The organism is Marinomonas primoryensis, from assembly GCF_013372285.1.
GTDB lineage: Bacteria > Pseudomonadota > Gammaproteobacteria > Pseudomonadales > Marinomonadaceae > Marinomonas > Marinomonas primoryensis.
This window is the reverse complement of record NZ_CP054301.1, coordinates 1944063-1967054: the sequence shown is the minus strand read 5'-3', so window position 1 is coordinate 1967054 and position 22992 is coordinate 1944063. Positions and strand designations below refer to the sequence as shown.

Below are 22992 nucleotides of genomic sequence, written 5' to 3'. Positions count from 1 at the left end.
TGACTTAAACCAGTGATAATCGCAGCCCAATTGGCAGGCTTTCCCCTACCAATGCGTTTAACTCGTCGCCGTTGATTTCTATTTGGCTTTCTAAACGCTCAACCCATTGGGTTGGGCATTTGTCTTTTTTAAGTTTGTTGGCGATTTTTTTACGGTAGCCTTTTAGTTTTTCTGATTCATCCACACTGACTTGGCTCATCAGAACCGCAGCGAGGCCTGCCTGCTTACGTTTCTTCCAATCCTCTTTCAATGCAAAATCAAGAATCGGAAAAAGGCGCCCTTCTGAAAGCCGCAGTTCTTGTTTACCTGACAACAAATGACGGGAAGCAATTCGTCCCACTGTCCACCACGCCGTATCGGGCTCTGAGGTTTTCTGTAGACGCTTTATCAGCCAATCCACCACAATGATTTTGTCTTCGTGCGGCACCGCTTCTAACGCGCCCACAAGGCGAATTAGATCGTCACTGGACTTGGTCGTCAGCGCCTTTATTTTATCTCGGGAGCGTTGTCCGGTTGGCGAGTAATATTGACTAAATTGCTTAAACAATACGTGCTGCTGATCAATGGACATACCGCCTGCAATACGGCGATACAAGGTCCAATATTGCCCCCAGACTGGCGCGCTATCAAACTGGGTACCCGCTTTAGTGGTATTAATCACTTGCTGAACGCGCAACAAATCGTCTGCGGCGCCGTAGCCTGGGCGTAAACAATAACCAATCAACTGCAACCATTGACGTTCATGCTGGGCACTTTTCAGGCGACCGGATTTTAAACTCAGCAATTTATCGACCAAGCGACGAGATGTCGCCAGATTCCAATCATCGCGCTTGCCTAATAATTGATCTAAGTCTTGCTTGAGCGCTTTCACTAAATCAGGGTTCTGTTTTTGTCCCGCACCAGAAAAGCAGTGCGTCAGATGCTCTTCTGCTTGCCCCATATTGGAATGTAATAATGCATCAGAATCCGAGTCGTTATTTGGGTCCTGCTTAGAGGTGGAAAAGTCCAAGCGCCACTGATCGCGTGTGTCATTACCATTTAAAAGAACTTGAAGCACACCCACTTCGGTCATTTGCACCGACATTGAAACAGATAACTCTGTATTTTCTTCTGAACTGTCTAATTCTGTTGCTAAATTGGAGATGTAATGTAGGCCATTTTCTTTTCGCAATTCTCCCACGACACATTCAAGATGATCATCAGAACGATACAAAGGAAATTGAACTTGTTGACCCAATGTGACAAAAAAATCTTGCTCTAAAAGCAGCGTTTCACCTTTTAGCGTGTCTTTGGGCAAAATACCAACAAATTGATCATCCCCAAGTTTCAAATACAAGCTGTGCGCCACGCCACTTTCAATTCGTGCACTTTCTCCCGCCAAGGCGTTTAAGTACATCGCCGCACCTTTTGCAACCGCCTCGTTTGGTTCATCGGCAGAGCAGGCTAATATCGGAGTATTTGACCAAGCATTTAATTGCGCCAGCAAACGGGCTTTTAACACTGGGCTATTAAACAACCCGCCGTTAAACAACACGGCATCTGGCATAGTCGATCCAGTCGCCATTTCAATGGCGGCTTTGTGTTGTTGCAAAAATACCGCTAAATGTCGCGTGAACGCAGGATCAGATTCGTACGGCAAACCTAACGTATGCATAGCGTAAGCGTTTTTTTGTACCGGATCATTCGCTTCCACAAGAGGAAAGAACCCCGTACTCATTTGCTCTAATAATGTGTTTCTTGAAACATCAAATTTCTGTGAGCCGCCAATCAGACGACTGCCGCCGCCCAATACCGTAATACTCAAGGATTCTGGCGCATTAGCGCCCAATAGATTTTCTTTAGCTTGACGCGTTTGCTGAACCAACGCGGCGAGACGAGACACGGATAAAGCCGAAATTTGTTTGGGGTCGAGCTGAAACGCTAAAGCTTGATCAAGATTATCGCCACCAAGCAATAAATGCTCACCGACTGCGATGCGCTTTAATGAAATCGCCGCACCTTGTTTATTGGTTTTCGCAGAAGAGCGTATGGCAACCAAACTAAAGTCACTTGTGCCTCCTCCAATATCAACCACTAACAGCATTTTCTTATCAGCCAAAGACGCTAGCTTTTCATCGTCACTGATGTAGTGATAGCAAGCTGCTTGCGGTTCTTCTAATAGATAAAGGTCTTCTAAACCAGCCAATTTAGCGGCTTCTAACGTCAGCGCACGTGCTTCTTCGTCAAAGGATGCCGGCAAGGTTAAAGCGACGGTTTGCAACTCTAAAAGAGCGTCAGGAAAACGATGATTCCAGCTTTGCCTAATGTGTAAAAGAAGTAACTTACTGGCTTGTAATGGACTGAGCTTTTTTACCGAATCACTTCCCCAGGGAAGAATGGCTGAGCGACGATCGACTTGTCGGTGACTCAACCAGCTTTTTGCACTCTGTACTAATTGCCCTGTTCGGCGTTGGCCTAAGGCTAATGCGCCCATGCCAACGACACATTCTGTATCATGATGACGCCAAGGTAAAATAGGAACAATCTTCCCTATCTCATCGTTGGCCAGCAGGTAAATTGCACTCGGCAAATAATCAAATTCCTGCACAGAGCCATCGCTCATTACTTGAGGGATAGGCAATAGTGTCGGTGTATTTCGATCAGAGTCCAGACACGTCGATGAAAGGTAAGAAACGACACAGTTCGTCGTCCCTAAATCAATTCCCACTCGATAAGAAGAGCCAAAAGCTGGTTGCGCCATGATTTAGACCTCTCTAACTTGAAACTCAATGGTCCAGTTTAAATCAGACTGTGTGTCGTGCGCTTGCAATAACAATAAGCCCAACTCAGTAACACGAGCGGTTAGATAAATACGCACCATTTCCCCTGCTTGATAATGTCCAGCGTCCAAACGAACTGACAAAGGGCTCAGTTCATTCAACTGACCCAAAGCGAAAGCAGACACGACTTTACCCACGGCATCCGCTTCATTGTGTTTGGATTGGAAAAAACGAAATATAACGCTTTCACCGACCACAAGAGAGAATTCATTGGGTAGCATCTGCTCCTCTGAACCCTCTTCTAAACCAAATGGTGCGACGCAAATAGCATCAACCGGCGGCGCCATACCAGGAATCGCGGGCATTGGACTGGCAACACCAATGTAGTAATTCGACGCTAATCCGCTTTTGACCTTAACGCCGCCTTCCGCTTGAACTTTGGCGTAATAGGTTGCGCCTTTGGCCACTGCATAATCTAAGTGAGAAGGTGTCAACATCGTTAACGGCATGCCACCTAATAGGCTTTGTAAGCGAGCCTCTAGTGTATTGCGTATCACCGTCGCATTGAACACGCCGCCGTTCAGTAATATTTTACTCGGCTTCACATCGTGTCGAGATAAAAACTCACTAATGTGTCGAGTGATGGCTGGATCGCCTTCATAATCTAAATTGATGGTGCTAAAACCACTACGAGCGACTTTATGAGCTTGCTCACCTAACTGTACTTGAGGAAAGAAACCATCAATCAACAATTGCTGAACATCGGCTTGGGTTAACGTGGCTTTGACACTGTTATTAAACAAGCTGCGACCGCGACTCGGTACGACGACACTGGTTTCAGCAATATCTGGATTAGACAACAAACGCTCTTTGGCTTCACGACAGGCTTGGGTTAAGCCGGTGATCTGCCAAGGTTCAAGGTTAGTACCTTTTTGCGCAAGTTGAGCCGCCAAATGATAGGTTAAAGTCATGTCCATGTTGTCGCCACCCAATAGTATGTGACGACCAACCGCTACGCGCTCTAGACCTAATGCGTCATTTTTCTCAACGGCTTGGATCAAAGACAAATCTGTGGTTCCACCCCCCACATCGACCACTAAAATATGTTCGTTAACGGTTAAGTTTTCCGTCCAATTTTTTTGGTCACTCAGCCACGCATAAAACGCGGCCAGCGGTTCTTCTATCAAGCGTGCTCGTAAGCCGACTCGTTCTGCTGATTGCTCGGTAATCGCACGAGCTGCAGGGTCAAATGACGCAGGCACGGTAATGACAACGTTTTGCTCTGTAATAGGCGCATTTGGAAAAGAAACTTTCCAAGCATTTACTAGGTGCGCTAACAAGATTTCAGTCACAGCAGCAGGAGAGATTTTTTCAACTTCTTCAAGCGCATCGACAGGAAGTACGTTTTCATCCGCGCCAACACGAGAATGACACAACCAACTTTTTGCACTTTGTACTAAACGACCAGACGACTTAGTCCCCAACTCACGTGCTAATTGGCCCACAATCGAATGGGCTTTTCCCCACGGCAACAGTAAGTCACTTTCTAAGAATTCAGTGTCATGAGGAAAGTAAATAAAAGAAGGTAATAAAGGACGAGAATCGACTTGGCCAGCCGCGATAAATTGCGGGATCGCCAGTTGTTGAATACGCCCTGCTTGGGATTGACCCGACTGGGAATAATAGACAGCAGAATGCGTGGTACCTAAATCGATACCAATAAAGTAGTCGCTCATGGGTTATACCTCGACTTCGGCTGGCGCCAAAATAGTTAGGCTTTCGGTGTTTGTCACTTTCGGTAAACGTGTGTCTGTGATTTTCCAACCAGGATGAATCAAAGTACCGGTATAAGGACCAGCGCCCTCCACTCGGCCTTCCAATTTAATCTGCTTAGCATCGTAATCGGCTGGTATCTCAATTCGGCTGTTTTCTGCCGCGGAATTCACCACTTCGATGGTAAAGTGCTGCGTCAATACTTTAGAGCAACCCGCATGAATTTGGCGTGCTGCCGCGCCAACATCTGCATCCGCATAATCATCAATGCTTTCTTGAAGGAAGTCGATGAAACGCGCTTCTTGTTGTAAAAGCAGCAGTAATTGGTGTGCACCGTCTTCGTTAACCGTATCCAAAGCTGGCGCCATCACTTCAATTTCACGAATCACTTCTACTGTTTCAGTAATGACCGTTGGTTCAGCTTCAAAAGCGAAGAGTTCGCCTTTATTCGCTTGCTGACAGCGAGCGGCATAATCGCCGCTCCCCATGTATTTGAAAAACTGACCGAAGGCACCAAAGAAACGTGGCACAAAAGAAACTGCTTTTATTTTCTGCGTCATAAATTACCCGTTTTTCATTTCTTCAAGCTCAAGCCAACGCTCCATCGTTGTTTCAAGCTCATGTTCTTTGTGTGATACTTTCGACAATGTTTTTTGCACTTGTTCTGCATCACCTGAATAGAAATCCGCTGCGCTTGTTGTAACATGAAGAGACGCAATGTCTCGTTCCAACGTAGCAATGGCTTCTGGCATGTTTTCAAATTCACGCTGCAGTTTATAGCTTAGCTTGGCTTTGGGCTTAACCGCTGGCGCGGCTTCTTTCTTTGCCTCTAGCTTGGCTTTTTCTTTTTTGGTTGGCTCATCGTTAGTCTGAGACGTCGATTCCGTTGGGAATTTACCACCTTGGCGAATCCAGTCTTGATAGCCGCCGACGTATTCTTTGACTTTGCCTTCGCCTTCAAACGCAATCACGCTTGTGACAACGTTATCAAGGAAAGCACGGTCATGACTTACCAATAACAAGGTGCCATCGTAGTTCATTAGCAGCTCTTCGAGCAGTTCCAATGTTTCTACATCAAGGTCGTTGGTCGGCTCATCCATTATCAAAAGATTGGCTGGACGAGTAAATAATTTCGCCAACAACACGCGATTTCGTTCACCACCAGACAAGGCTTTTACTGGAGTACGTGCTCGCTCTGGTGGGAAAAGGAAGTCACCAAGATAACCAATAACGTGTTTGTTTTGGCCATTAATTTCAATAACATCTTTGCCTTCACCAACGTTTTCCGCCACGGTTTGTTCTGGGTCTAACTGTTCGCGCAATTGGTCAAAGTAAGCGATGTTTAATTTGGTACCTTGGTGAACCGTACCGGAAGAAGGCTCTAAGTTTCCTAAGAGAATTTTCAGGAAAGTACTCTTACCACAACCATTCGGACCAATCAGTCCAATGCGATCACCACGAGAAACAACCAGATCCATAGGCTGCAAAATGACTTTGTCATCAAAAGAGTGGCTCACTTGGGTGAATTCGGCGACTAGCTTGCCGGATTTATCTTTGGTCTCAATCGCCATTTTCGCATTACCTTGACGACCAATGCGCTCAGAACGTTCATCTCGCAATGCCTCCAAAGCACGAACTCGACCTTCGTTACGAGTACGACGAGCTTTGATACCTTGACGAATCCACACTTCTTCTTCTGCTAAGCGCTTGTCAAACAATGCATTTGCACGCTCTTCTTCTTCCAACATTTTTTCTTTGAAGGCTAAAAACGCATGAATGCTGCCGCTAAATGAAATTAAGTTACCGCGATCTAACTCAATAATACGATTGGCCAGCTTTTCAAGAAAACGACGGTCATGGGTAATAAAGAGAATCAAACCACGAAATTGTTGAAGCTGTTGCTCCATCCATTCGATCGTAGGAACATCCAAATGGTTTGTTGGTTCGTCTAGCAGCAGTACATCAGGATTAGAAATTAACGCTTGCGCCAAAATAACACGACGACGCCAACCACCTGACAACTCCGACATCAACTTATCAGCAGGAAGAGCCAAACGTTGAATCATGTGATTCACTCGCTGCTCAAGATCCCAGCCTTGAATTTTGTCTAGCTCGGTTTGAATGTCACCTAGTTCATTTGAATGATCATTCTCGAAATCTTCTAATAATTTAAAATAACGTGCCATCAAAGTATGGGCTTGGCCTGCGCCTTCACTCACGACTTCACGAACCGTTTTTTCATTGGCCGCTGGCAGCTCTTGTGGAAGCTGTGCGACTTTCATCCCCCCTTCGATGCGAACCATGCCTTCGTCGGCAACTTGCTCACCAGAGATGACTTTCAATAAAGTGGATTTACCTGCGCCATTACGGCCGATAATAGCAACACGTTCGCCAGCGTCCGCTGAAAAACTAATTTTTGACAGCAGTGGGTTATGCCCAAAAGCAACACTAATCTGTTCTAACGACAATAGACTCATATCTACTCATATAATGTAAAAATTTTGTGGCGATATAGTACCATCCTTCTAAGCGAAGGTTCAGTAAATACAAGCCGTCAAATGCTAAAAAAGAAAGAGGATTTTGTTGTTAGAAAATTAAATAAGCAATTTTTGTCATAAAACGACGCATTAAAGTTGTTATGATCTTTATAAAGATTAAATAAAACATATTCCTTCATCATTTTTTACGAATATACTGTCTTTAATATAATAAAATTTTTTATTTCATGGAGCATTAAATGGAGTTCAAAAGTAAAGTAGGACCGATAACGGCCGTTGTTATCGCCGCAGTAACTGTCGGTTGGATGTATTTTGGTGGCAATGGCATTACGGTTAGTCCAACTGAATCGACGCCCGAAGAAAACACCATTTCATCACAAACGGCAGAGGCTAAACTTGCTTATTCAGTTCAGGCAAAAACACTGATTGTGAAATCCATTGAAATGAACTTACCTTTAAGTGGGAAAACACTAGCGGATGAGACCTTACTACTAACAAACAGCTTTCAAGGCCGAATCATCAAGCTACCTGTCGAAAAAGGTCATTTTGTAAAAAAAGGCAGTTCTATTGCCCAGATAGACACTCGTACACTGAAGGTTCAAATTGAACAAGCTCGCCTTTTAGTAAAGCAAAGAACGCTTGAGTTAGATGGTATGAAAAAACTTGCAGCCAATAATCTTTCCTCCAAGGTTAATGTTGCACAAGCTGAAACCGATCTTGCCTCAGCCAAATCAGTTGAACGTGCTTTGTCGGTGGATTTAGAAAATGCGAATCTGACTGCTCCTTTTTCCGGTGTATTAAACACGCTGGACGTTCAAGAAGGGCAAGTGCTATCGGTCGGCGCATCGGTTGGTACATTGGTGTCTTTGAACCCTATCAGAGTCAGCGTCAATATTCCGCAAAATAAGATCCAACTAGTTAAGCTAGGCACACAAGGAAATATTCGCCTTGAGTCTGGTTATGAAGCAGAAGGTTTTGTTTCTTACATCAGTACCACGGCCAATGAATCTAGCCGAACAATTAGTGTCGAAATGCAAGTAGATAACCCAGAGAACGTTATTCCAGCAGGGCTAACTGCTGCGGTTAATTTCATTTTAGACGAGCAAAAAGCACACGCCTTCTCCCCTGCCTTATTAACACTCGACAACACTGGCAGAACCGCCATTAAGACAATCGACATTGATAATAAAGTCGTTATCTCACCTGTCGAGATAGTCAAATCTGAACGAGATCAAGTTTGGGTTAGCGGCCTACCCGATAACGTCAATATTATTACTGTCGGACAAGGGTTTGTGTCTGCTGGCGATAAAGTCGATGCACACTATCAAAACTAAGGGAGGCTCAACATGCAAACATTGATTGAGGCGGCCTTAGCTCGCTCACGCACCGTAATGATGTTTTTTGTCCTGATACTCATCATGGGCACGGTTTCTTATATTGAAATAGCCAAAGAAAGTGATCCAGACATCACCATCCCAATGGCGTATGTTTCTGTTTCTTTAGAAGGCATTTCGCCAGAAGATGCAGACAGTTTATTAGTACATCCTTTAGAAAAAGAGCTAAAAGGCTTAGAAGGATTAAAAGAACTTAAATCGACCGCTTCTGAAGGTCACGCGTCTATTATTCTTGAATTCGAGTCTGGCGTAGACATCGATCAAGCGATTAGCGATGCAAAAGACAAAGTTGATCGAGCTAAAAGTGAACTACCGGATGATGCAGATGAACCAACCGTCTCCGAAATAAACCTCTCAACCTTCCCTGTATTACGCGTTAATCTATCCGGGAACGTCAGTTTTGCCACCCTTAGCCGTACCGCGAAAAACCTTCAAGACTCAATTGAAGCGGTGGACGGTGTATTAGAAGCCAGTATAAGCGGCGACAGAGATCAGCAAGCACAAATCATTATTCGTCCTGAACAACTAGAATCCTACAATCTTTCTCTTGCCGATGTAGCGAACTTCGTTTCAGGTAACAATCGCTTGGTTGCCGCCGGCAACTTGGATACTGGCGCAGGACGATTTTCTCTTAAAGTTCCAGGTTTACTAAAAACCAAAGAAGACATTCTTAATCTACCAATAAAAGCCGATGGCGACCAAGTGGTCCTTTTAGGTGACATTGCCACTGGCGAACTAACCTTTGAAGACCCAAGCAGCTATGCTCGTGTAGAAGGTAAGCGCAGCATAACTTTAGCGGTTTCAAAACGCGTTGGCGTTAACATCATTGAGACTATTGAAGCCGTTAAAGCCGTAGTAAAAGACGAAAGTGAACAATGGCCTGACGGAGTTGAATACAACCTAACCGGTGATAAATCAACAGACATCGAGACATCACTCAACGATTTATTCAACAACGTCTTAGCTGCCACCCTACTAGTAATGATTGTCATCGTTTGGGCACTTGGTATTCGCAGCGCTTTATTAGTGGGTTTAGCCATTCCTGGTGCGTTTTTATCTGGCATCTTGATTTTGGATTTGCAAGGCTACACCATCAACATGGTCGTGCTATTTGCCTTAATACTCAGTGTCGGCATGCTGGTTGACGGCGCCATTGTTGTCACAGAATACGCTGACCGAAAACTGGCAGAAGGCGCCTCAAAACGTCAGGCTTATAGCGAAGCCGCCAAACGTATGGCGTGGCCAATTACAGCATCTACTGCAACCACTCTCGCCGTTTTCATGCCACTATTATTTTGGCCTGACATCGTTGGCGAATTTATGCGTTACATGCCAATTACTATTATAGCGACTCTGTCATCGTCTCTTATTATGGCGCTCATCGTATTACCTACCATTGGATCTATCATTGGTAAAAAAGGCGCTTACAGTGAAAAGACCATGCACACGTTACGCATTACTGAAACAGGTGATCTAAGCCAGCTAACAGGCCCAACCGGCTTATACGGCCGAGTACTTACTCGTCTAGTAGAGCGCCCTATTTGGGTTCTCTTGTTCACTATCACGCTGCTTATTAGCGTTTTTGCCAGTTATGGGCAATTCGGAAAAGGGGTAGAATTTTTCCCAAATATTGAGCCAGAATCTGCGAATTTAGACATTCGCGCTCGTGGTGACCTTTCTCTTGACGAAAAAGATGCGCTCGTAAAACAAGTTGAGCGACAGGTAATTGGGACGCCAGAGCTTAAAAGTGTCGTGACAACGTCTTATGCTACGCCAGGCAACAGCGCGGCTCCTGACAGCATTGGCTCAATCAGTATGGAGTTTATTGATTGGTACAAACGAGATTCTGCCAGCGTTATTTTGGATCGTATTCGAGAGAGAACAAAACAAATTCCAGGCATCGAAGTAAGTGCCGAAAAAGAGCAAGGCGGCCCACAATCGGGTGCCGATATTCAACTGCAACTTAGCTCAAATTATTCAGTCGCCCTAAATCTTGCGGCCGACGAAATCACTAGAAAGTTGCTTGAAAGAGAAGAAATCATCACAGTGAGCGATGATAGATCTTTACCGGGAATCGAATGGCGTATCGATATAAATCGCGCTGAAGCCAGTCGATACGGCGTTGATGTGAATAGCTTAGGGAATGTTATTAAGCTGGTTACCACAGGCATTACATTAAGTGATTTCTTACCGGATGGCGCCGACGACAAAATTGATATTGTGCTTCGCTACCCTGTTAATCAACGCAGCTTAGACCAGTTAGATCAGCTACAAATCCCGACGAATCAAGGAAGCATACCTGCGAGCAACTTCATTCAGCGCTATGCAGCACCAAAACAAGGAATAATAAACAGAACAGACGGAAAGAAAACCATTAAAATTGATGCTGATGTCAAAGATGGTCTAGTGGTCGACGAAGTTATCAAGGCCATTAAAATCAAGCTTGATGCCGCCAATATCGATAAAACTGTCAGCTATGAATTCCGTGGTAATACAGAAGATCAGCAAAAATCCATGATGTTTTTAATGAAAGCTTTTGGTGTTGCTTTCTTTATTATGGCTATAATTCTGGTCACTCAGTTCAATAACTTCTTTCAATGTTTGTTAATCCTAAGCGCCGTTATTTTTTCGACGATGGGCGTACTTATTGGACTCATGATGAAAGGCCAGCCCTTCGGCATCGTTATGAGCGGCGTTGGTGTTATTGCGTTGGCGGGGATCGTCGTAAATAACAATATCGTTTTAATAGACACCTTTAACGGATTACGTAAACAAGGAATGATGGTTCGTGAAGCCGCTATCCGTACCGGCGTACAGCGCTTAAGGCCAGTAATGTTGACCACAGTTACCACCATTCTTGGTTTGATTCCTATGGTGTTCCAATTAAACATTGATTTAATTCATCAATCATTAAGCGTTGGCGCGCCCTCTGCGCAATGGTGGACACAACTATCAACCGCGATTGCTGGTGGACTGACTTTTGCGACACCACTAACACTCATACTGACACCTTGTTTGCTCGTATTAGGTTATCGCAAAAAAGAAAGAAAGCAGTTGGAAGCATTACAAGAAGCGAGCATTAAACAAGATAAAATTGAGCAAGAAGAAAACAGCATAGAAAAAGGCGACTAGAAAGCTAAGGTGGCTCGCATAAAAAAATGGCTTTAGATATTATTCTAAAGCCATTTTTTTGCCTATATTATTAAGCTACGCGCATTTAAGACAATTGCGCTAGGGCAAAGTCTACGTCTGCAATAATATCGTCAATATCTTCTAACCCAACCGATACACGAATCAAACCTTCGGTAATACCTGCTTTGGCTTTTTCTTCGTTCGTTAATCGACCATGAGTCGTCGTTACAGGATGAGTAACCAAGGTTTTCGTATCGCCTAAACCACAAGTAATCGACATCAATTTTGTGCCGTTATTAACTAGCCACACGGCTTCACGCCCACCTTCGACTTCAAAGGATAACAAGCCACCAAAATCTTTTTGCTTCTGCTTAATCGATTCATAATACTTATGGTTCGGCAATTCACCTTAAGCACTTTAGAATGCGCTTCTAAATACTCAACCAATTTTAAGGCATTTAATGAGCGCGCCGTCATACGCAAAGCCATTCTTAAAATCTTTCCCAAAAACAACTAAGCCAGGCGAGACCTGGCTTAGTTAAATCCGTCACGAGATACTGAAAATATTACATAGGGTGCATCATATCGCTACTCTGCATATCTTCGATAGCAGATTTATTCAAATCATTTCGCGCACCTTCAATACTGGCCAAATAGACACTATCAATATTGCCGGTTATGTATGTTGCATCAAAAACAGACGTATCAAATTCTCGAACGTCAGAGTGTTTTTCATCAATACACGCTTCGATCAAATCATCTAGGTCTTGAAAGATCAATTTATCTGCGCCAATTAACTTGCAAATCTCATCAACATTACGGTTATGGGCAATCAATTCATGCGCCGCTGGCATATCAATGCCATATACATTTGGATAACGAACTTCCGGTGCAGCTGAAGCGATATATACCTTTTTCGCGCCCGCCTCTCTTGCCATTTCGATGATCTCTTTACTCGTTGTACCGCGAACAATGGAATCGTCAACCAACAAGACCGTTTTGTCTTTAAACTCATAGGGAACTGGGTTTAACTTTTGACGAACCGATTTTTTGCGAATTTCTTGACCCGGCATAATAAAGGTACGACCAATATAGCGATTTTTTACCAAGCCTTCACGGAACGGAATATTCAATGCTTGTGCGATTTGCAGAGCAGCCGTACGGCTGGTATCGGGAATGGGGATAACCACATCAATATCAATGCCTTTCCACTCACGTTGAATTTTCGCGGCAAGGCGATCGCCCATATTAATTCGCGCTTTATAAACCGAAATATTATCAATAACAGTGTCCGGTCGAGCAAAGTAAACGTATTCAAACAAGCAAGGACGAGCGACTTTTTTAGGCGTACATTGACGCACATGAACCTTATGGTTTACATCAAAAAAGATAGCTTCTCCGGGTTGAATATCACGTTCGACTTTAAAGCCTGCCGCGTCAAGCGCAACACTTTCAGAGGCCACCATGTATTCAAGACCAGCCTCGGTTTGCTTAGAGCCGTAAATCAATGGACGAATACCATCAGGATCACGGAACGCCAAAATACCATAACCAGTGATCAGAGTAACAACCGCATAACCACCTTCAATACGTTTATAAACACGCTCAAGCGCATTGAAAATATCTTCTGGCGTAGGAATTAATTTTCCTTCTTGATGAAGCTCATGGGCCAATACGTTTACGAGCACTTCAGAGTCAGAAGTAGTATTGATATGACGCAAGTCAGATTCAAACACCTCACGCTTCAGTTTAGTCGTATTCGTTAAATTGCCATTGTGTGCAAGAGAAATACCGTAAGGAGAGTTAACATAGAAAGGTTGAGCTTCTGCTGAGCTGGATGTTCCAGCCGTTGGATAGCGAACATGGCCTATCCCTATATTGCCTTGGAGTTTTTTCATATGGCGAGTGCGAAATACCTCACTCACCGGACCATTGTCTTTGCGCAAACATAATCGTCCGTTATGGCTGGTTACCATACCTGCAGCATCTTGCCCACGATGCTGAAGAACGGTTAACGCATCAAAAATTGCTTGGTTAACCACAGACGTGCCTACGACACCAACGATACCACACATGCTCTAGATCCTCGTGTTGGGGAATTGCGACAAACGCCGCAAGGTTCTTTCTTTATTTGGCTGCGATGTTCAGCAGCTAATTACCAAGGGCGCGGTCAATGAGAGTCGAATCCATAAGATCCGAACTCTTGCCTAACATATCACGCGTCCAGTTATTCAACTGCCCCAATTGAGGGATCAATTGTGATGTTTTCCAAAACTCTGTTTTCTCTATAGCAGGGCTCAAGCTCAATAACGAGACAAAAGCCACAACAATCAAACTGCCTCGCGCGAAGCCGAAGAGCATGCCTAATACTCTATCAGTGCTCGACAAGCCTGTTACCTGAATCAGTGAGCCTAGTAAAAAACTGACTAACGCCCCTACCACCAAGGTTGCTATAAACAGAGAAACAAAAGAAACAATATAACGAATCTGATCGTTTTGAACTTGATCAAGTAGCAGAGCTTGCATTTGGTCAGAGAATTTTATCGATACAATAAAGGCAATAACCCAAGTAAGAAGCGATAATACTTCTTTTACAAACCCTCTTTTCAAACTTAAAAGTGTGGAAAGAATCACCACGGCAATAATCAACCAATCAATCGTCGACATTGAATTTACTTGTTCCATGAATACCTCTAAAAATCGCTGCGCAGTTTAACAGATGACTGACATTTTCCAAATACTGAGATAAAAAACCTCGTATTAATTCACTGAATACTTAACAACAATGCCAGTTAAGCTAAACTTTTTCTTAATTTCTTCACGCATTCTTTCAGAGGTTTCCCGCTTAAATTCAGGGCCGACGTATACTTTATAGAGCGAATTTGTCGTTAAACTATAAGCATCGTAATCCGAGTCTTTAAGCTTATCGACTAAACGAATAGCGTTGTCTTTGCTTTTAAACGTTGCAATTTGAAGCACCCAACGATCTGCCACCTTTTCAGGCAATACTTTTTTAGCTGACGCTGTTACTACGGGGCTATTATCAGCTCCAGGTGTCTTAGAATCAGTGTTACGGATACTTTCAGTATCTTTTGCTGATTGTGGAACAGGAATAAGACGAATTTCGCCTACTGCTTTATTATCTGTGCTATTTGATTCAATCGGTAAACTGTCTGCAGGCTTGACCGGGGCAATTTCTATAATAGGGAAAGCTGGTGGTGACGTTACCTGAACCTGAACATCTAGCTCAGCTGGACGCTCACCATCTAAAACTAATGGCAGTATTACCGCAGCGGACAGCACCATGATGCCGGCACCAATAAGTCTGTATGTTATGGTTCTATCAATCATAAATCACTCTTCAATTGACTAAACGCCAAATAATTCGAGACGGTGACAAAAGAGCCAAAAACAATTACTGAACGTTGCTCCTCTTTCGCCTTAGTCAAAGCGGCGTCAAACGCGTCATGCACAGAATCAAAAGCCTTCACTTTCGAAGACATACTTGGAGAGCATCGTATAATACACTCAACCAACTCATTGGCTCTTGCCCCTCTTGGCCCGGCTAAATCAGCGCAAAACCAATCAGAAAAACTCTGCGCAAGATAAGTCATCACACCATCAATGTCTTTGTCTTTTAACATGCCACACACGGCAACAGGTTGACGCGAAAAATGGCTCACGCGGCGAGCAAGCTCCACCGCCGCTTCTGGGTTATGCGCCACATCAATGTATATATCAGGAGAAGAAGCAACCTGCTGAAAGCGCCCCGTTAATTGCGCGGTACGAAAAAGTGTGGCCAAATCTTCTTGGGCAGGGGCAAGCTCCATAAAGACCAACACCGCAATCACGGTCGCAGCATTTTGTAGCGGCAAAGATGGTATCGGCAAATTATCGAATTGAACGCCATTACCAGCCCACGCCCACTCACTTTGATTTGACGTGAAACTAAAATCAATCCCCTTTTGGCGCAAATGCGCTCCCACGTCCAATGCCGTCGTCGCGATGGAGCTTGGTGGGTTAACCACACCACTGATTAGCAGCTTATCCTTTCTCGCTATGCCTGTTTTCTCGCGAGCAATAACATCAAGGTTATCCCCTAGCCAATCGATATGATCCAAGGAAATTGATGTTACCACCGCCACATCAGTGTCAATCATATTGACTGAATCTAAACGCCCACCCAACCCAACCTCTAGTACCCAATAGTCCAGCTTGGATTGATCAAAAATCCATAGAGCCGCGAGAGTACTAAACTCAAAATACGTTAATGATATGTTTTCTCGTGCTGCTTCAATCGCTTCAAATGCACGACAAATAAGATCGTCATCACAAGAGGTATTGTTTAAGGCGATGCGCTCATTAAAATCAAGAAAATGCGGGGATGTATAAGTACCAACAGAATAGTTTTGTGTACAGAGGTATTGGGTCAACATAGCACAGGTGGAACCTTTGCCATTGGTGCCTGCCACTGTTATGACTTTTACTTTTGGCCTAGATAAATTTAATCTAGCTAACACTTTACTCCCTCTTTCCAGGCCCAGCTCTATCTCAGAGGGATGTTGGCTTTCAATATATGAAAGCCAACTCGATAATGACGTGTGCGTCATTTAATTAAGCAACCTTATGGGTGAGCAAAGATAAGATATTATACAAACGATCACGAATTTCATCACGCTTGATGATCATATCTAGCGCACCTTTATCTAATAAAAATTCGCTACGTTGGAAACCTTCTGGCAGTTTTTCACGTACGGTTTGCTCAATAACTCGAGGCCCGGCAAAGCCAATCAAAGCATTCGGCTCTGCAACGTTCAGATCACCCAGCATCGCTAAAGAGGCAGAAACACCACCAAAAACAGGATCTGTCATGACAGAAATGTATGGGATGCCTTCTTGCTTCATACGCTCTAAACCAGCACTGGTTTTAGCCATTTGCATCAAAGAGATAAGCGCCTCTTGCATACGAGCGCCACCAGAAGCGGAGAAACAAATAAGTGGAATACGCTTTTCTAGACAAACATTGACTGCTTGAATAAAACGCTCACCAACAATGGCTCCCATTGAACCGCCCAAAAAGCCAAATTCAAACGCAACAGCAACCACTGGCATACCATTTAGCACACCTTGCATTGCGACTAGAGCGTCTTTTTCACCCGTCTTTTTTTGAGCATCAACAATGCGATCTTTATAACGCTTTGTATCTTTGAATTTTAATTTATCTTCTGGTTCAAGATGCGCACCAATTTCATGACGCCCTTCTTTGTCCAAGAAAATATCCAAACGACGACGAGCACCAACACGAAGATGATGATTACATTTTGGACAAACATCTAAGTTTTTTTCTAGCTCCGGACGGTACAGAACATTTTCACATTTTGGACACTTTTTCCAAAGACCTTCAGGCACAGTGCCTGTTGTAGCGCGCTTTGATTCACTGCGCACGATGGAAGGTACAAATTTATCTAACCAGCTACTCATTTAATTCTCCACATTCTCATTTGCTGCCGCTTACGCGTCCATTTCACTACGCATTGGCGCTAAAATAGACCCTAAAGCGTCAGCTATATATTCTTTTTGACGATCTTTATTTTCAGCAATAGCGTTTACTAATACACTGCCGACAATTACACCATCAGCACATTTACTTACGGCCGCTGCGGTTTTTGCATCACGAATACCAAAACCAACACCAATCGGCAACGTGGTTATAGTACGCAAAGAATCCACATGCTTTTTAACGCTATCGACATCTAATTCAGCAGATCCCGTCACCCCTTTCACCGAAACGTAGTAAACATAGCCTGATGCTAAGTTACAAATTTTCTTTGCACGTTCCGATGTCGTCGTTGGTGACAACAAATAAATAAGGTCGATCTCGTTGTCTCGGAAGCATTCTACTACATCTATCGCCTCTTCTGGAGTCAGATCGACTAATAAAATACCATCAACGCCCGCTTCTTTTGCCGCATCCGAAAAAGCCTGATAACCAAAGAACTCAATTGGATTCAAATAGCCCATTAAAACAATCGGCGTTTGCTTATCGTTACGTCTAAACTCAGTAATAATTTGCAATACTTTTTTAACACTGGTGCCCGCCGCCAAGCTACGCTCACAAGCCAATTGAATGACTGGACCATCCGCCATCGGGTCTGAAAAAGGCATGCCAATTTCAATAATGTCAGCCCCTGCAGCAACCAAAGCATTCATCATAGTAACCGTATGATCAGGCGCCGGATCACCTGCAGTAATATAAGGAATAAGCGCCTTTTTACCAGATTTTGCTAAATTTTCAAAACATTGCTTAATGCGACTCATACTTCAATCCCATCTATTTCTGCAACAGTAAGAATGTCTTTATCACCACGACCTGAAAGATTGATAACAACAATCTTATCCTTTTCCATCGTCGCAGCTAACTTCATACCGTAAGCCACCGCGTGACTCGACTCTAATGCAGGCATAATACCTTCTAATCGTGTTAAATCACGAAAACCATCCATTGCCTCATCGTCATTGATCGCGACATAATTAGCACGGCCAATGTCTTTAAGCCAAGCATGTTCAGGGCCAACACCAGGGTAATCCAAACCAGCTGAAATAGAATGAGTGCCGATGATTTGACCGTCATCATCCGCCATTACATAAGTACGGTTACCGTGTAATACACCTGGTCGTCCAGCACATAAAGGCGCCGCGTGACGACCCGTTTCGATTCCGTCCCCGCCTGCTTCTACGCCATACATAGCAACGCTTTCATCTTTTATGAAAGGATGAAACATACCAATGGCATTTGAACCACCACCGACACAAGCAACAAGCGCATCGGGTAAACGCCCTTCTTGAGCTAGGCACTGGGCTTTGGTTTCACGACCAATAACGGACTGAAAATCTCGCACTAATTTAGGGTATGGATGCGGGCCTGCGGCGGTACCAATAATATAAAAAGTATCATCCACATTGCCGACCCAATAACGCATCGCTTCATTAAGTGCGTCTTTTAATGTCTTAGTGCCTGACTCAACAGAAATAACTTCTGCACCGAGTAGCTTCATACGATAAACGTTCAGTGATTGGCGACGAATATCCTCCGCCCCCATAAACACCTTGCACTTCAATCCTAAACGAGCCGCTACAGTCGCAGATGCTACGCCATGCTGACCAGCGCCTGTTTCAGCAATAATATTTGGTTTACCCATATGCTTAGCAAGCAATGCCTGACCAATCGTATTGTTTATTTTGTGCGCACCGGTATGATTTAAATCTTCACGTTTTAGATAAATTTTTGCCCCGCCAGCTTTTTCTGTTAGGCGCTGTGCAAAATAAAGCGGCGATGGACGCCCGACATAATGCGCCAAGTCATAATCAAAAGCCGCTTGAAATTCACTGTCTTTAGACAAACGCTCATATACTTTGGTTAGATCGTCTAATGCAGACATGAGCGTTTCTGATACGAACACACCACCATATGGGCCAAAGTGGCCATGGGCATCGGGTAAATCTAGATTGATATCATTGCTATCCACATTTTGCTCCATTAATAAATTCTCGAACCTTAGGCTCACTCTTTATGCCTTTAGACAATTCAACACCACCACTTACATCAACAGCATAAGGAGCAACTTGCTTTATCGCCTGCTCAACGTTATTTGGCGTCAAACCTCCAGCCAATACAATCGGCTTAGACAACACCTTTGGTATTAACGACCAATCAAACACTTCACCCGTACCACCAGGAATACCAGCTTTATAAGCATCCAATAGCATTGCACTGGCGCTTGGGTATTGATCTACCAACGCCGACACATCATCCCCTATTTTTATTCTCAATGCCTTCATATAGGGTCGCTGATAAGAAAGACACTCAGATTCTGTTTCAGCACCATGAAACTGAATCATCCAACGCGAACTACCGCCAATAACAGAAGTTATTACGGAAGCATCCGCATCAACAAACAAAGCCACTGGCGTAACAAAAGGTGGAAGCTTCGCAACTATAGAATTGGCGATTTCTGGCGTTACGTATCTAGGGCTTTTTTCATAAAAGACAAAACCCAATGCGTTTGCACCAAAGCGACACGCCATTAACGCGTCGTCTATATTAGTTATTCCACAAATTTTAACTTGGCACGTCATAACTTGACTCTTCTATATAAGGCAAAAAATGTGGCCCTAACTTACAAAAAGGCACATTGAAATGCTCCGGATATTCAACACCCACAAAATACAAACCAGTTGGTGGTGCTGTTATTCCACCCTTAGTACGGTCTTTAGCATCTAAGGTTTTTTTCGCCCAAGCGATAGGTTTTTCACCCGCACCGATCGACATTAAGACCCCAGCAAAATTCCGAATCATGTGATGCAAAAATGCATTCGCCCTCACATCAAGAATAATATATTGACCTACCTGCTGGACATCGAAGTTTAAAATCGTTCGGATTGGTGTATTGGCCTGACAGCCAATGGCACGAAAAGAAGAGAAATCATGAGTACCTAAAAATACGCTAGCGGCCTCTTTCATTGCCTGCGCATCAAGCGCTCTATAAGACCATGTTACCCCATTGGACAATATGGCTGGGCAAATAGAAGATTGGTAAATCACGTATCGATAACGACGACTTAACGCACTAAAGCGAGCATGAAAATCATCTGCAACATCACGTGCTGCCACCACTCGAATATCAGAAGGTAGGTAAGTATTAACGCCTAAAGTCCACGCCCGTTCATTTCGTTCAGCATCGGTTTCAAAATGAACCACTTGAGCACTGGCATGGACACCGGAGTCTGTTCGGCCAGCACAAACCACCCGAACAGGATGATTTGCTACCACAGCCAATGCTTTTTCTAAACTTTCCTGAACACTTGGAATGCCAAGTTTTTGTGCCTGCCAGCCCTTATACTCAGAGCCATCATATTCAACAACTAGTACAACTTTTTTAGTCACTTGGGAACATTCGCTCCATCATATTCTGCGCTTCAGCAATTTGTTTCTCATTTCCTGACTCGATGACATCATCAAGGATCACTTTTGCACCCTCTTCATCCCCCATATCCATATAGGCTCTTGCCAAATCTAATTTAGTTGCAGCTTCATCACCACTCGCATCAAAAAAATCAAACTCTTCTTCTTCATCGCTAACTTCTTCATCTGCTGCGGCTTCGGCTTCTCCAAATGCAGGGACTTCAATTTCGTCGTCTTCCTGCTGAGCTTCAGCCAACGTTTCTTCTATCGAATTGGCTAAAGAATCGTTTGGCGTTCCACTAAAAATAGAAGCTTCGTCTGTATCTTCCTGATCGACATCATTCAATAAGCTAGAAACAAAAGACTCTTCTTCACTTTCGATTTCGCCTTCTGAATCAATATCCGCCTCAATCACATCCGGCGTCATTGTAGGAATATCTTCCTCAACAAATGCGTCCAACTCATCTAAGCCATATTCAGCATCAATGTCCAACTCGGGTTCAGACAAATCATCGGCCTCATCAAATGACGCAAACACATCATCAGAATCATCTTCATCTAAAGCGCTTTCAAGCTCACTCTCAGGATCTTCTGACAAATCAACATCTTCATCTGCTGCCCGGTCAGGTAAATCAACAGAAGCAATATCCTCGTCGAAAGAACCAAAATCATCAAGGCCATCATCTGCGTCTGGTGTACCAAAATCAAACGCAAATGGATCTTCTTCTTGCAAGTCATTTTTTTCTTCGACTTCATCATCGGCAACGTATTGGGCAGCAGCTACAGCAACAACGGGCGCAACAGCGGCTGCTGATGAGAGGTCAAATTCATCCTTTTTTAACGATTCTTGCTCCTCTTGTTTTTTTCCGGCCCGACGCATAACCAGACCGATCAAGAAACCAAACAACAGAAGAACCACAGCACCAATAGAAACAACAATTGGATTTCCGAAAATCTTATTAGCAAGAGAATCAGCTTCAGCTTGCTCTTTTTCTCTACGAATCTGATCCGCTTCTAAAAGCTGATCTACTGTATTCTTTTGCTCTTGAAGAGTTTGTTGAGCACTGGTAAATTGCTGCTGTAAATCTGCCATTTGCTTATCTTTCAAGCTTATAAGCTTTTCTAATGTCTCTAACTGTTTATTCAAATCACTTAACTTACCTGAAAGCTCACCTTTTTCTCGCTTCTCTTTATCCAGCATTTCTTGTGAAGCGGACAGTTCACCTTGCAAGGTATTTAATGCCAAGTTTTTGTCATCACCGGTATTAGAGCTAGCCACATTTTCAGGCAGAATACTTTGTCCAGAAGCCAAAGTAAGTTTATCACCACCTGTTTCAACAACATTAGAGGCGGCTTTCGCTTTCGCCTGTGTATTTAACTGGGCTTGCTCAATAGAGGACTGACCTTTAGATCTTTTTAGAGCCATCCAAGCGTCATGCTGACGCTGAAACTCTTCTTTCGAAATAGACTTATTGAAAAGAGCAATTTGTTCCTGCGTTGGTAAACGCAAAATCGCTCCCTCTTTTAAAAGGTTAATATTATCAGAATAGAAAGCGTCTTTATTTAGTGCCTGTATCGCCATCATTGTTTGATAAATAGTTAGCTGATTCGTAGGACGATTTTGACCAGCAATAGACCAAAGCGTGTTGCCTTTAACGACGTTCAATCGCCCTTTCGGAGACACTCGCTCTGCAGACAACGTAGCTTGACGAAAAACGGAATCTTTTGATGTTGAAGAAACAGCAGCCGATTGCACCACTTCATTTTGAGACTTTTCAACCAAGGAGGATTGGTTTAATGGTGCTTGATATTCCCTAACAACTTGGCCGCTTGGCCAGCGAGCAGCCAAAACAAAATGCAGTTCGTCAACTTGAAGAGGCTTATCAGAAGAGACAGCGACAATTAAATCACCATCTACCCGAGTGACATCAAATTTAAGCTGAGACAAGACTCGAGTCGGAGCGAACCCGGCTTGACGAAACTCGCTCTCACTGCCTAAACGAATCAAAACATCATCGTTTGTTAATGACCCTACATCGGAAAGTACAATTTTTCCGCGATAAGGCTCATCCAAGTTTGATTGAGAGGTTAACTCACCCAGCTCTAATGCGTAACTGCTGGACACATATAGTGCGCCTGACACAGCAATACTAACGAGGGTTTTTCTGAGCATAAGCTTCCCTTTATCTACAAAAAATGGACACAAATATCTAAACAAGTATCTTACACAGGTGAGCATTTATCAATAGCTTTAGAATCAATGGTTTGCACTTAACGTAAGAGAGGTTAAAAAAAACGAAAAACAATGCTTTTTTACGTCTAAAGGTTTGAAAATTGATCCTAAAGCTAAAATCCTTGCAAAAAATTCGCACCTTTATTCCGCCTAAAAGCCAAGTCTGCTTTCAGCTATACCCTTTCAAGTATAAATTGCTCACCTGCATTGATGATCGAAATCAATTACCTCAAAGACGAAC

General features: G+C 43.6%; 17 protein-coding genes. 2 read left to right on the top strand and 15 right to left on the bottom strand.

All coding sequences use genetic code 11. The annotated features are described in order from the left end of the window. Window positions 1-4: 4 nt before the first annotated feature. The 4 genes from MP3633_RS08990 to MP3633_RS08975 are packed head-to-tail and all read right to left on the bottom strand — an operon-like array spanning window position 5 to window position 7009. Entirely contained in the window at window positions 5-2740 is a 2736-nt protein-coding gene (locus MP3633_RS08990) for a hsp70 family protein (RefSeq protein WP_176335293.1), read from the bottom strand. A gap of 3 nt (window positions 2741-2743) precedes the next feature. Continuing rightward, entirely contained in the window at window positions 2744-4495 is a 1752-nt protein-coding gene (locus tag MP3633_RS08985; protein ID WP_176335292.1) for an Hsp70 family protein, read from the bottom strand. A gap of 3 nt (window positions 4496-4498) precedes the next feature. Further along, window positions 4499-5092, bottom strand: coding sequence for a DUF2760 domain-containing protein (locus tag MP3633_RS08980; protein ID WP_176335291.1), 594 nt, complete (start codon window positions 5090-5092; stop codon window positions 4499-4501). Window positions 5093-5095: 3 nt separating this feature from the next. Beyond that, entirely contained in the window at window positions 5096-7009 is a 1914-nt protein-coding gene (locus MP3633_RS08975) for an ATP-binding cassette domain-containing protein (RefSeq protein ID WP_176335290.1), read from the bottom strand. Window positions 7010-7269: 260 nt separating this feature from the next. On the opposite strand from MP3633_RS08975, the gene MP3633_RS08970 reads away from it, so the two are divergent. Continuing rightward, a complete protein-coding gene (locus MP3633_RS08970; protein ID WP_176335289.1) occupies window positions 7270-8364 on the top strand; it encodes an efflux RND transporter periplasmic adaptor subunit in 1095 nt (364 codons plus the stop codon). Between the two features lie 12 nt (window positions 8365-8376). Then, window positions 8377-11556, top strand: a complete 3180-nt coding sequence (locus MP3633_RS08965) for an efflux RND transporter permease subunit (protein ID WP_176335288.1) — start codon at window positions 8377-8379, stop codon at window positions 11554-11556. Window positions 11557-11641: 85 nt separating this feature from the next. Here the strand turns inward: MP3633_RS08965 and MP3633_RS08960 are convergent, their stop codons facing one another. The 11 genes from MP3633_RS08960 to MP3633_RS08910 form a co-directional block, all read right to left on the bottom strand. Continuing rightward, window positions 11642-11959 (bottom strand): PLP-dependent transferase, encoded by a 318-nt coding sequence (locus tag MP3633_RS08960; RefSeq protein ID WP_244959928.1) that lies wholly within the window; start codon window positions 11957-11959, stop codon window positions 11642-11644. Window positions 11960-12122: 163 nt separating this feature from the next. Next, window positions 12123-13631, bottom strand: a complete 1509-nt coding sequence (gene purF, locus MP3633_RS08955; protein WP_176335287.1) for an amidophosphoribosyltransferase — start codon at window positions 13629-13631, stop codon at window positions 12123-12125. Window positions 13632-13707: 76 nt separating this feature from the next. Further along, complete coding sequence (locus MP3633_RS08950) at window positions 13708-14241, bottom strand: CvpA family protein (protein ID WP_176335286.1); 534 nt, start codon at window positions 14239-14241, stop codon at window positions 13708-13710. 75 nt (window positions 14242-14316) lie between these two features. Next, window positions 14317-14907 carry an SPOR domain-containing protein gene (locus tag MP3633_RS08945; protein WP_244959926.1) on the bottom strand — a complete coding sequence of 197 codons (591 nt, stop codon included), beginning with the start codon at window positions 14905-14907 and terminating at the stop codon, window positions 14317-14319. Continuing rightward, window positions 14904-16166 (bottom strand): bifunctional tetrahydrofolate synthase/dihydrofolate synthase, encoded by a 1263-nt coding sequence (folC, locus tag MP3633_RS08940; RefSeq protein WP_176335285.1) that lies wholly within the window; start codon window positions 16164-16166, stop codon window positions 14904-14906. The genes MP3633_RS08945 and folC overlap by 4 nt, the downstream gene beginning before the upstream one ends. 4 nt (window positions 16167-16170) lie before the next feature. After that, entirely contained in the window at window positions 16171-17037 is an 867-nt protein-coding gene (gene accD, locus MP3633_RS08935) for an acetyl-CoA carboxylase, carboxyltransferase subunit beta (protein WP_176335284.1), read from the bottom strand. A 30-nt stretch (window positions 17038-17067) separates the two neighbouring features. Further along, window positions 17068-17874: a tryptophan synthase subunit alpha gene (gene trpA, locus MP3633_RS08930; RefSeq protein ID WP_176335283.1), complete on the bottom strand. Its 807-nt coding sequence runs from the start codon at window positions 17872-17874 to the stop codon at window positions 17068-17070. After that, on the bottom strand, window positions 17871-19094 hold the full coding sequence (gene trpB / locus MP3633_RS08925; RefSeq protein ID WP_176336773.1) for a tryptophan synthase subunit beta: 1224 nt from the start codon (window positions 19092-19094) through the stop codon (window positions 17871-17873). The genes trpA and trpB overlap by 4 nt, the downstream gene beginning before the upstream one ends. Beyond that, window positions 19075-19692 carry a phosphoribosylanthranilate isomerase gene (locus MP3633_RS08920; RefSeq protein WP_176335282.1) on the bottom strand — a complete coding sequence of 206 codons (618 nt, stop codon included), beginning with the start codon at window positions 19690-19692 and terminating at the stop codon, window positions 19075-19077. The genes trpB and MP3633_RS08920 overlap by 20 nt, the downstream gene beginning before the upstream one ends. Continuing rightward, window positions 19676-20500 (bottom strand): tRNA pseudouridine(38-40) synthase TruA, encoded by an 825-nt coding sequence (gene truA / locus MP3633_RS08915; protein ID WP_176335281.1) that lies wholly within the window; start codon window positions 20498-20500, stop codon window positions 19676-19678. Before truA ends, MP3633_RS08920 begins: the two co-directional genes overlap by 17 nt. Beyond that, window positions 20493-22691, bottom strand: coding sequence for a motility hub landmark protein FimV (locus tag MP3633_RS08910; RefSeq protein ID WP_176335280.1), 2199 nt, complete (start codon window positions 22689-22691; stop codon window positions 20493-20495). Before MP3633_RS08910 ends, truA begins: the two co-directional genes overlap by 8 nt. Window positions 22692-22992: the final 301 nt, after the last annotated feature.

What these genes read in the sequence shown, in the direction of transcription:
- MP3633_RS08990 (WP_176335293.1), bottom strand. Translation starts at nt 2,740, where the DNA reads ATGGCGCAACCAGCTTTTGGCTCTTCTTATCGAGTGGGAATTGATTTA.
- MP3633_RS08985 (WP_176335292.1), bottom strand. Translation starts at nt 4,495, where the DNA reads ATGAGCGACTACTTTATTGGTATCGATTTAGGTACCACGCATTCTGCT.
- MP3633_RS08980 (WP_176335291.1), bottom strand. Translation starts at nt 5,092, where the DNA reads ATGACGCAGAAAATAAAAGCAGTTTCTTTTGTGCCACGTTTCTTTGGT.
- MP3633_RS08975 (WP_176335290.1), bottom strand. Translation starts at nt 7,009, where the DNA reads ATGAGTCTATTGTCGTTAGAACAGATTAGTGTTGCTTTTGGGCATAAC.
- MP3633_RS08970 (WP_176335289.1), top strand. Translation starts at nt 7,270, where the DNA reads ATGGAGTTCAAAAGTAAAGTAGGACCGATAACGGCCGTTGTTATCGCC.
- MP3633_RS08965 (WP_176335288.1), top strand. Translation starts at nt 8,377, where the DNA reads ATGCAAACATTGATTGAGGCGGCCTTAGCTCGCTCACGCACCGTAATG.
- purF (WP_176335287.1), bottom strand. Translation starts at nt 13,631, where the DNA reads ATGTGTGGTATCGTTGGTGTCGTAGGCACGTCTGTGGTTAACCAAGCA.
- MP3633_RS08950 (WP_176335286.1), bottom strand. Translation starts at nt 14,241, where the DNA reads ATGGAACAAGTAAATTCAATGTCGACGATTGATTGGTTGATTATTGCC.
- MP3633_RS08945 (WP_244959926.1), bottom strand. Translation starts at nt 14,907, where the DNA reads ATGATTGATAGAACCATAACATACAGACTTATTGGTGCCGGCATCATG.
- folC (WP_176335285.1), bottom strand. Translation starts at nt 16,166, where the DNA reads ATGACGCACACGTCATTATCGAGTTGGCTTTCATATATTGAAAGCCAA.
- accD (WP_176335284.1), bottom strand. Translation starts at nt 17,037, where the DNA reads ATGAGTAGCTGGTTAGATAAATTTGTACCTTCCATCGTGCGCAGTGAA.
- trpA (WP_176335283.1), bottom strand. Translation starts at nt 17,874, where the DNA reads ATGAGTCGCATTAAGCAATGTTTTGAAAATTTAGCAAAATCTGGTAAA.
- trpB (WP_176336773.1), bottom strand. Translation starts at nt 19,094, where the DNA reads ATGGAGCAAAATGTGGATAGCAATGATATCAATCTAGATTTACCCGAT.
- MP3633_RS08920 (WP_176335282.1), bottom strand. Translation starts at nt 19,692, where the DNA reads ATGACGTGCCAAGTTAAAATTTGTGGAATAACTAATATAGACGACGCG.
- MP3633_RS08910 (WP_176335280.1), bottom strand. Translation starts at nt 22,691, where the DNA reads ATGCTCAGAAAAACCCTCGTTAGTATTGCTGTGTCAGGCGCACTATAT.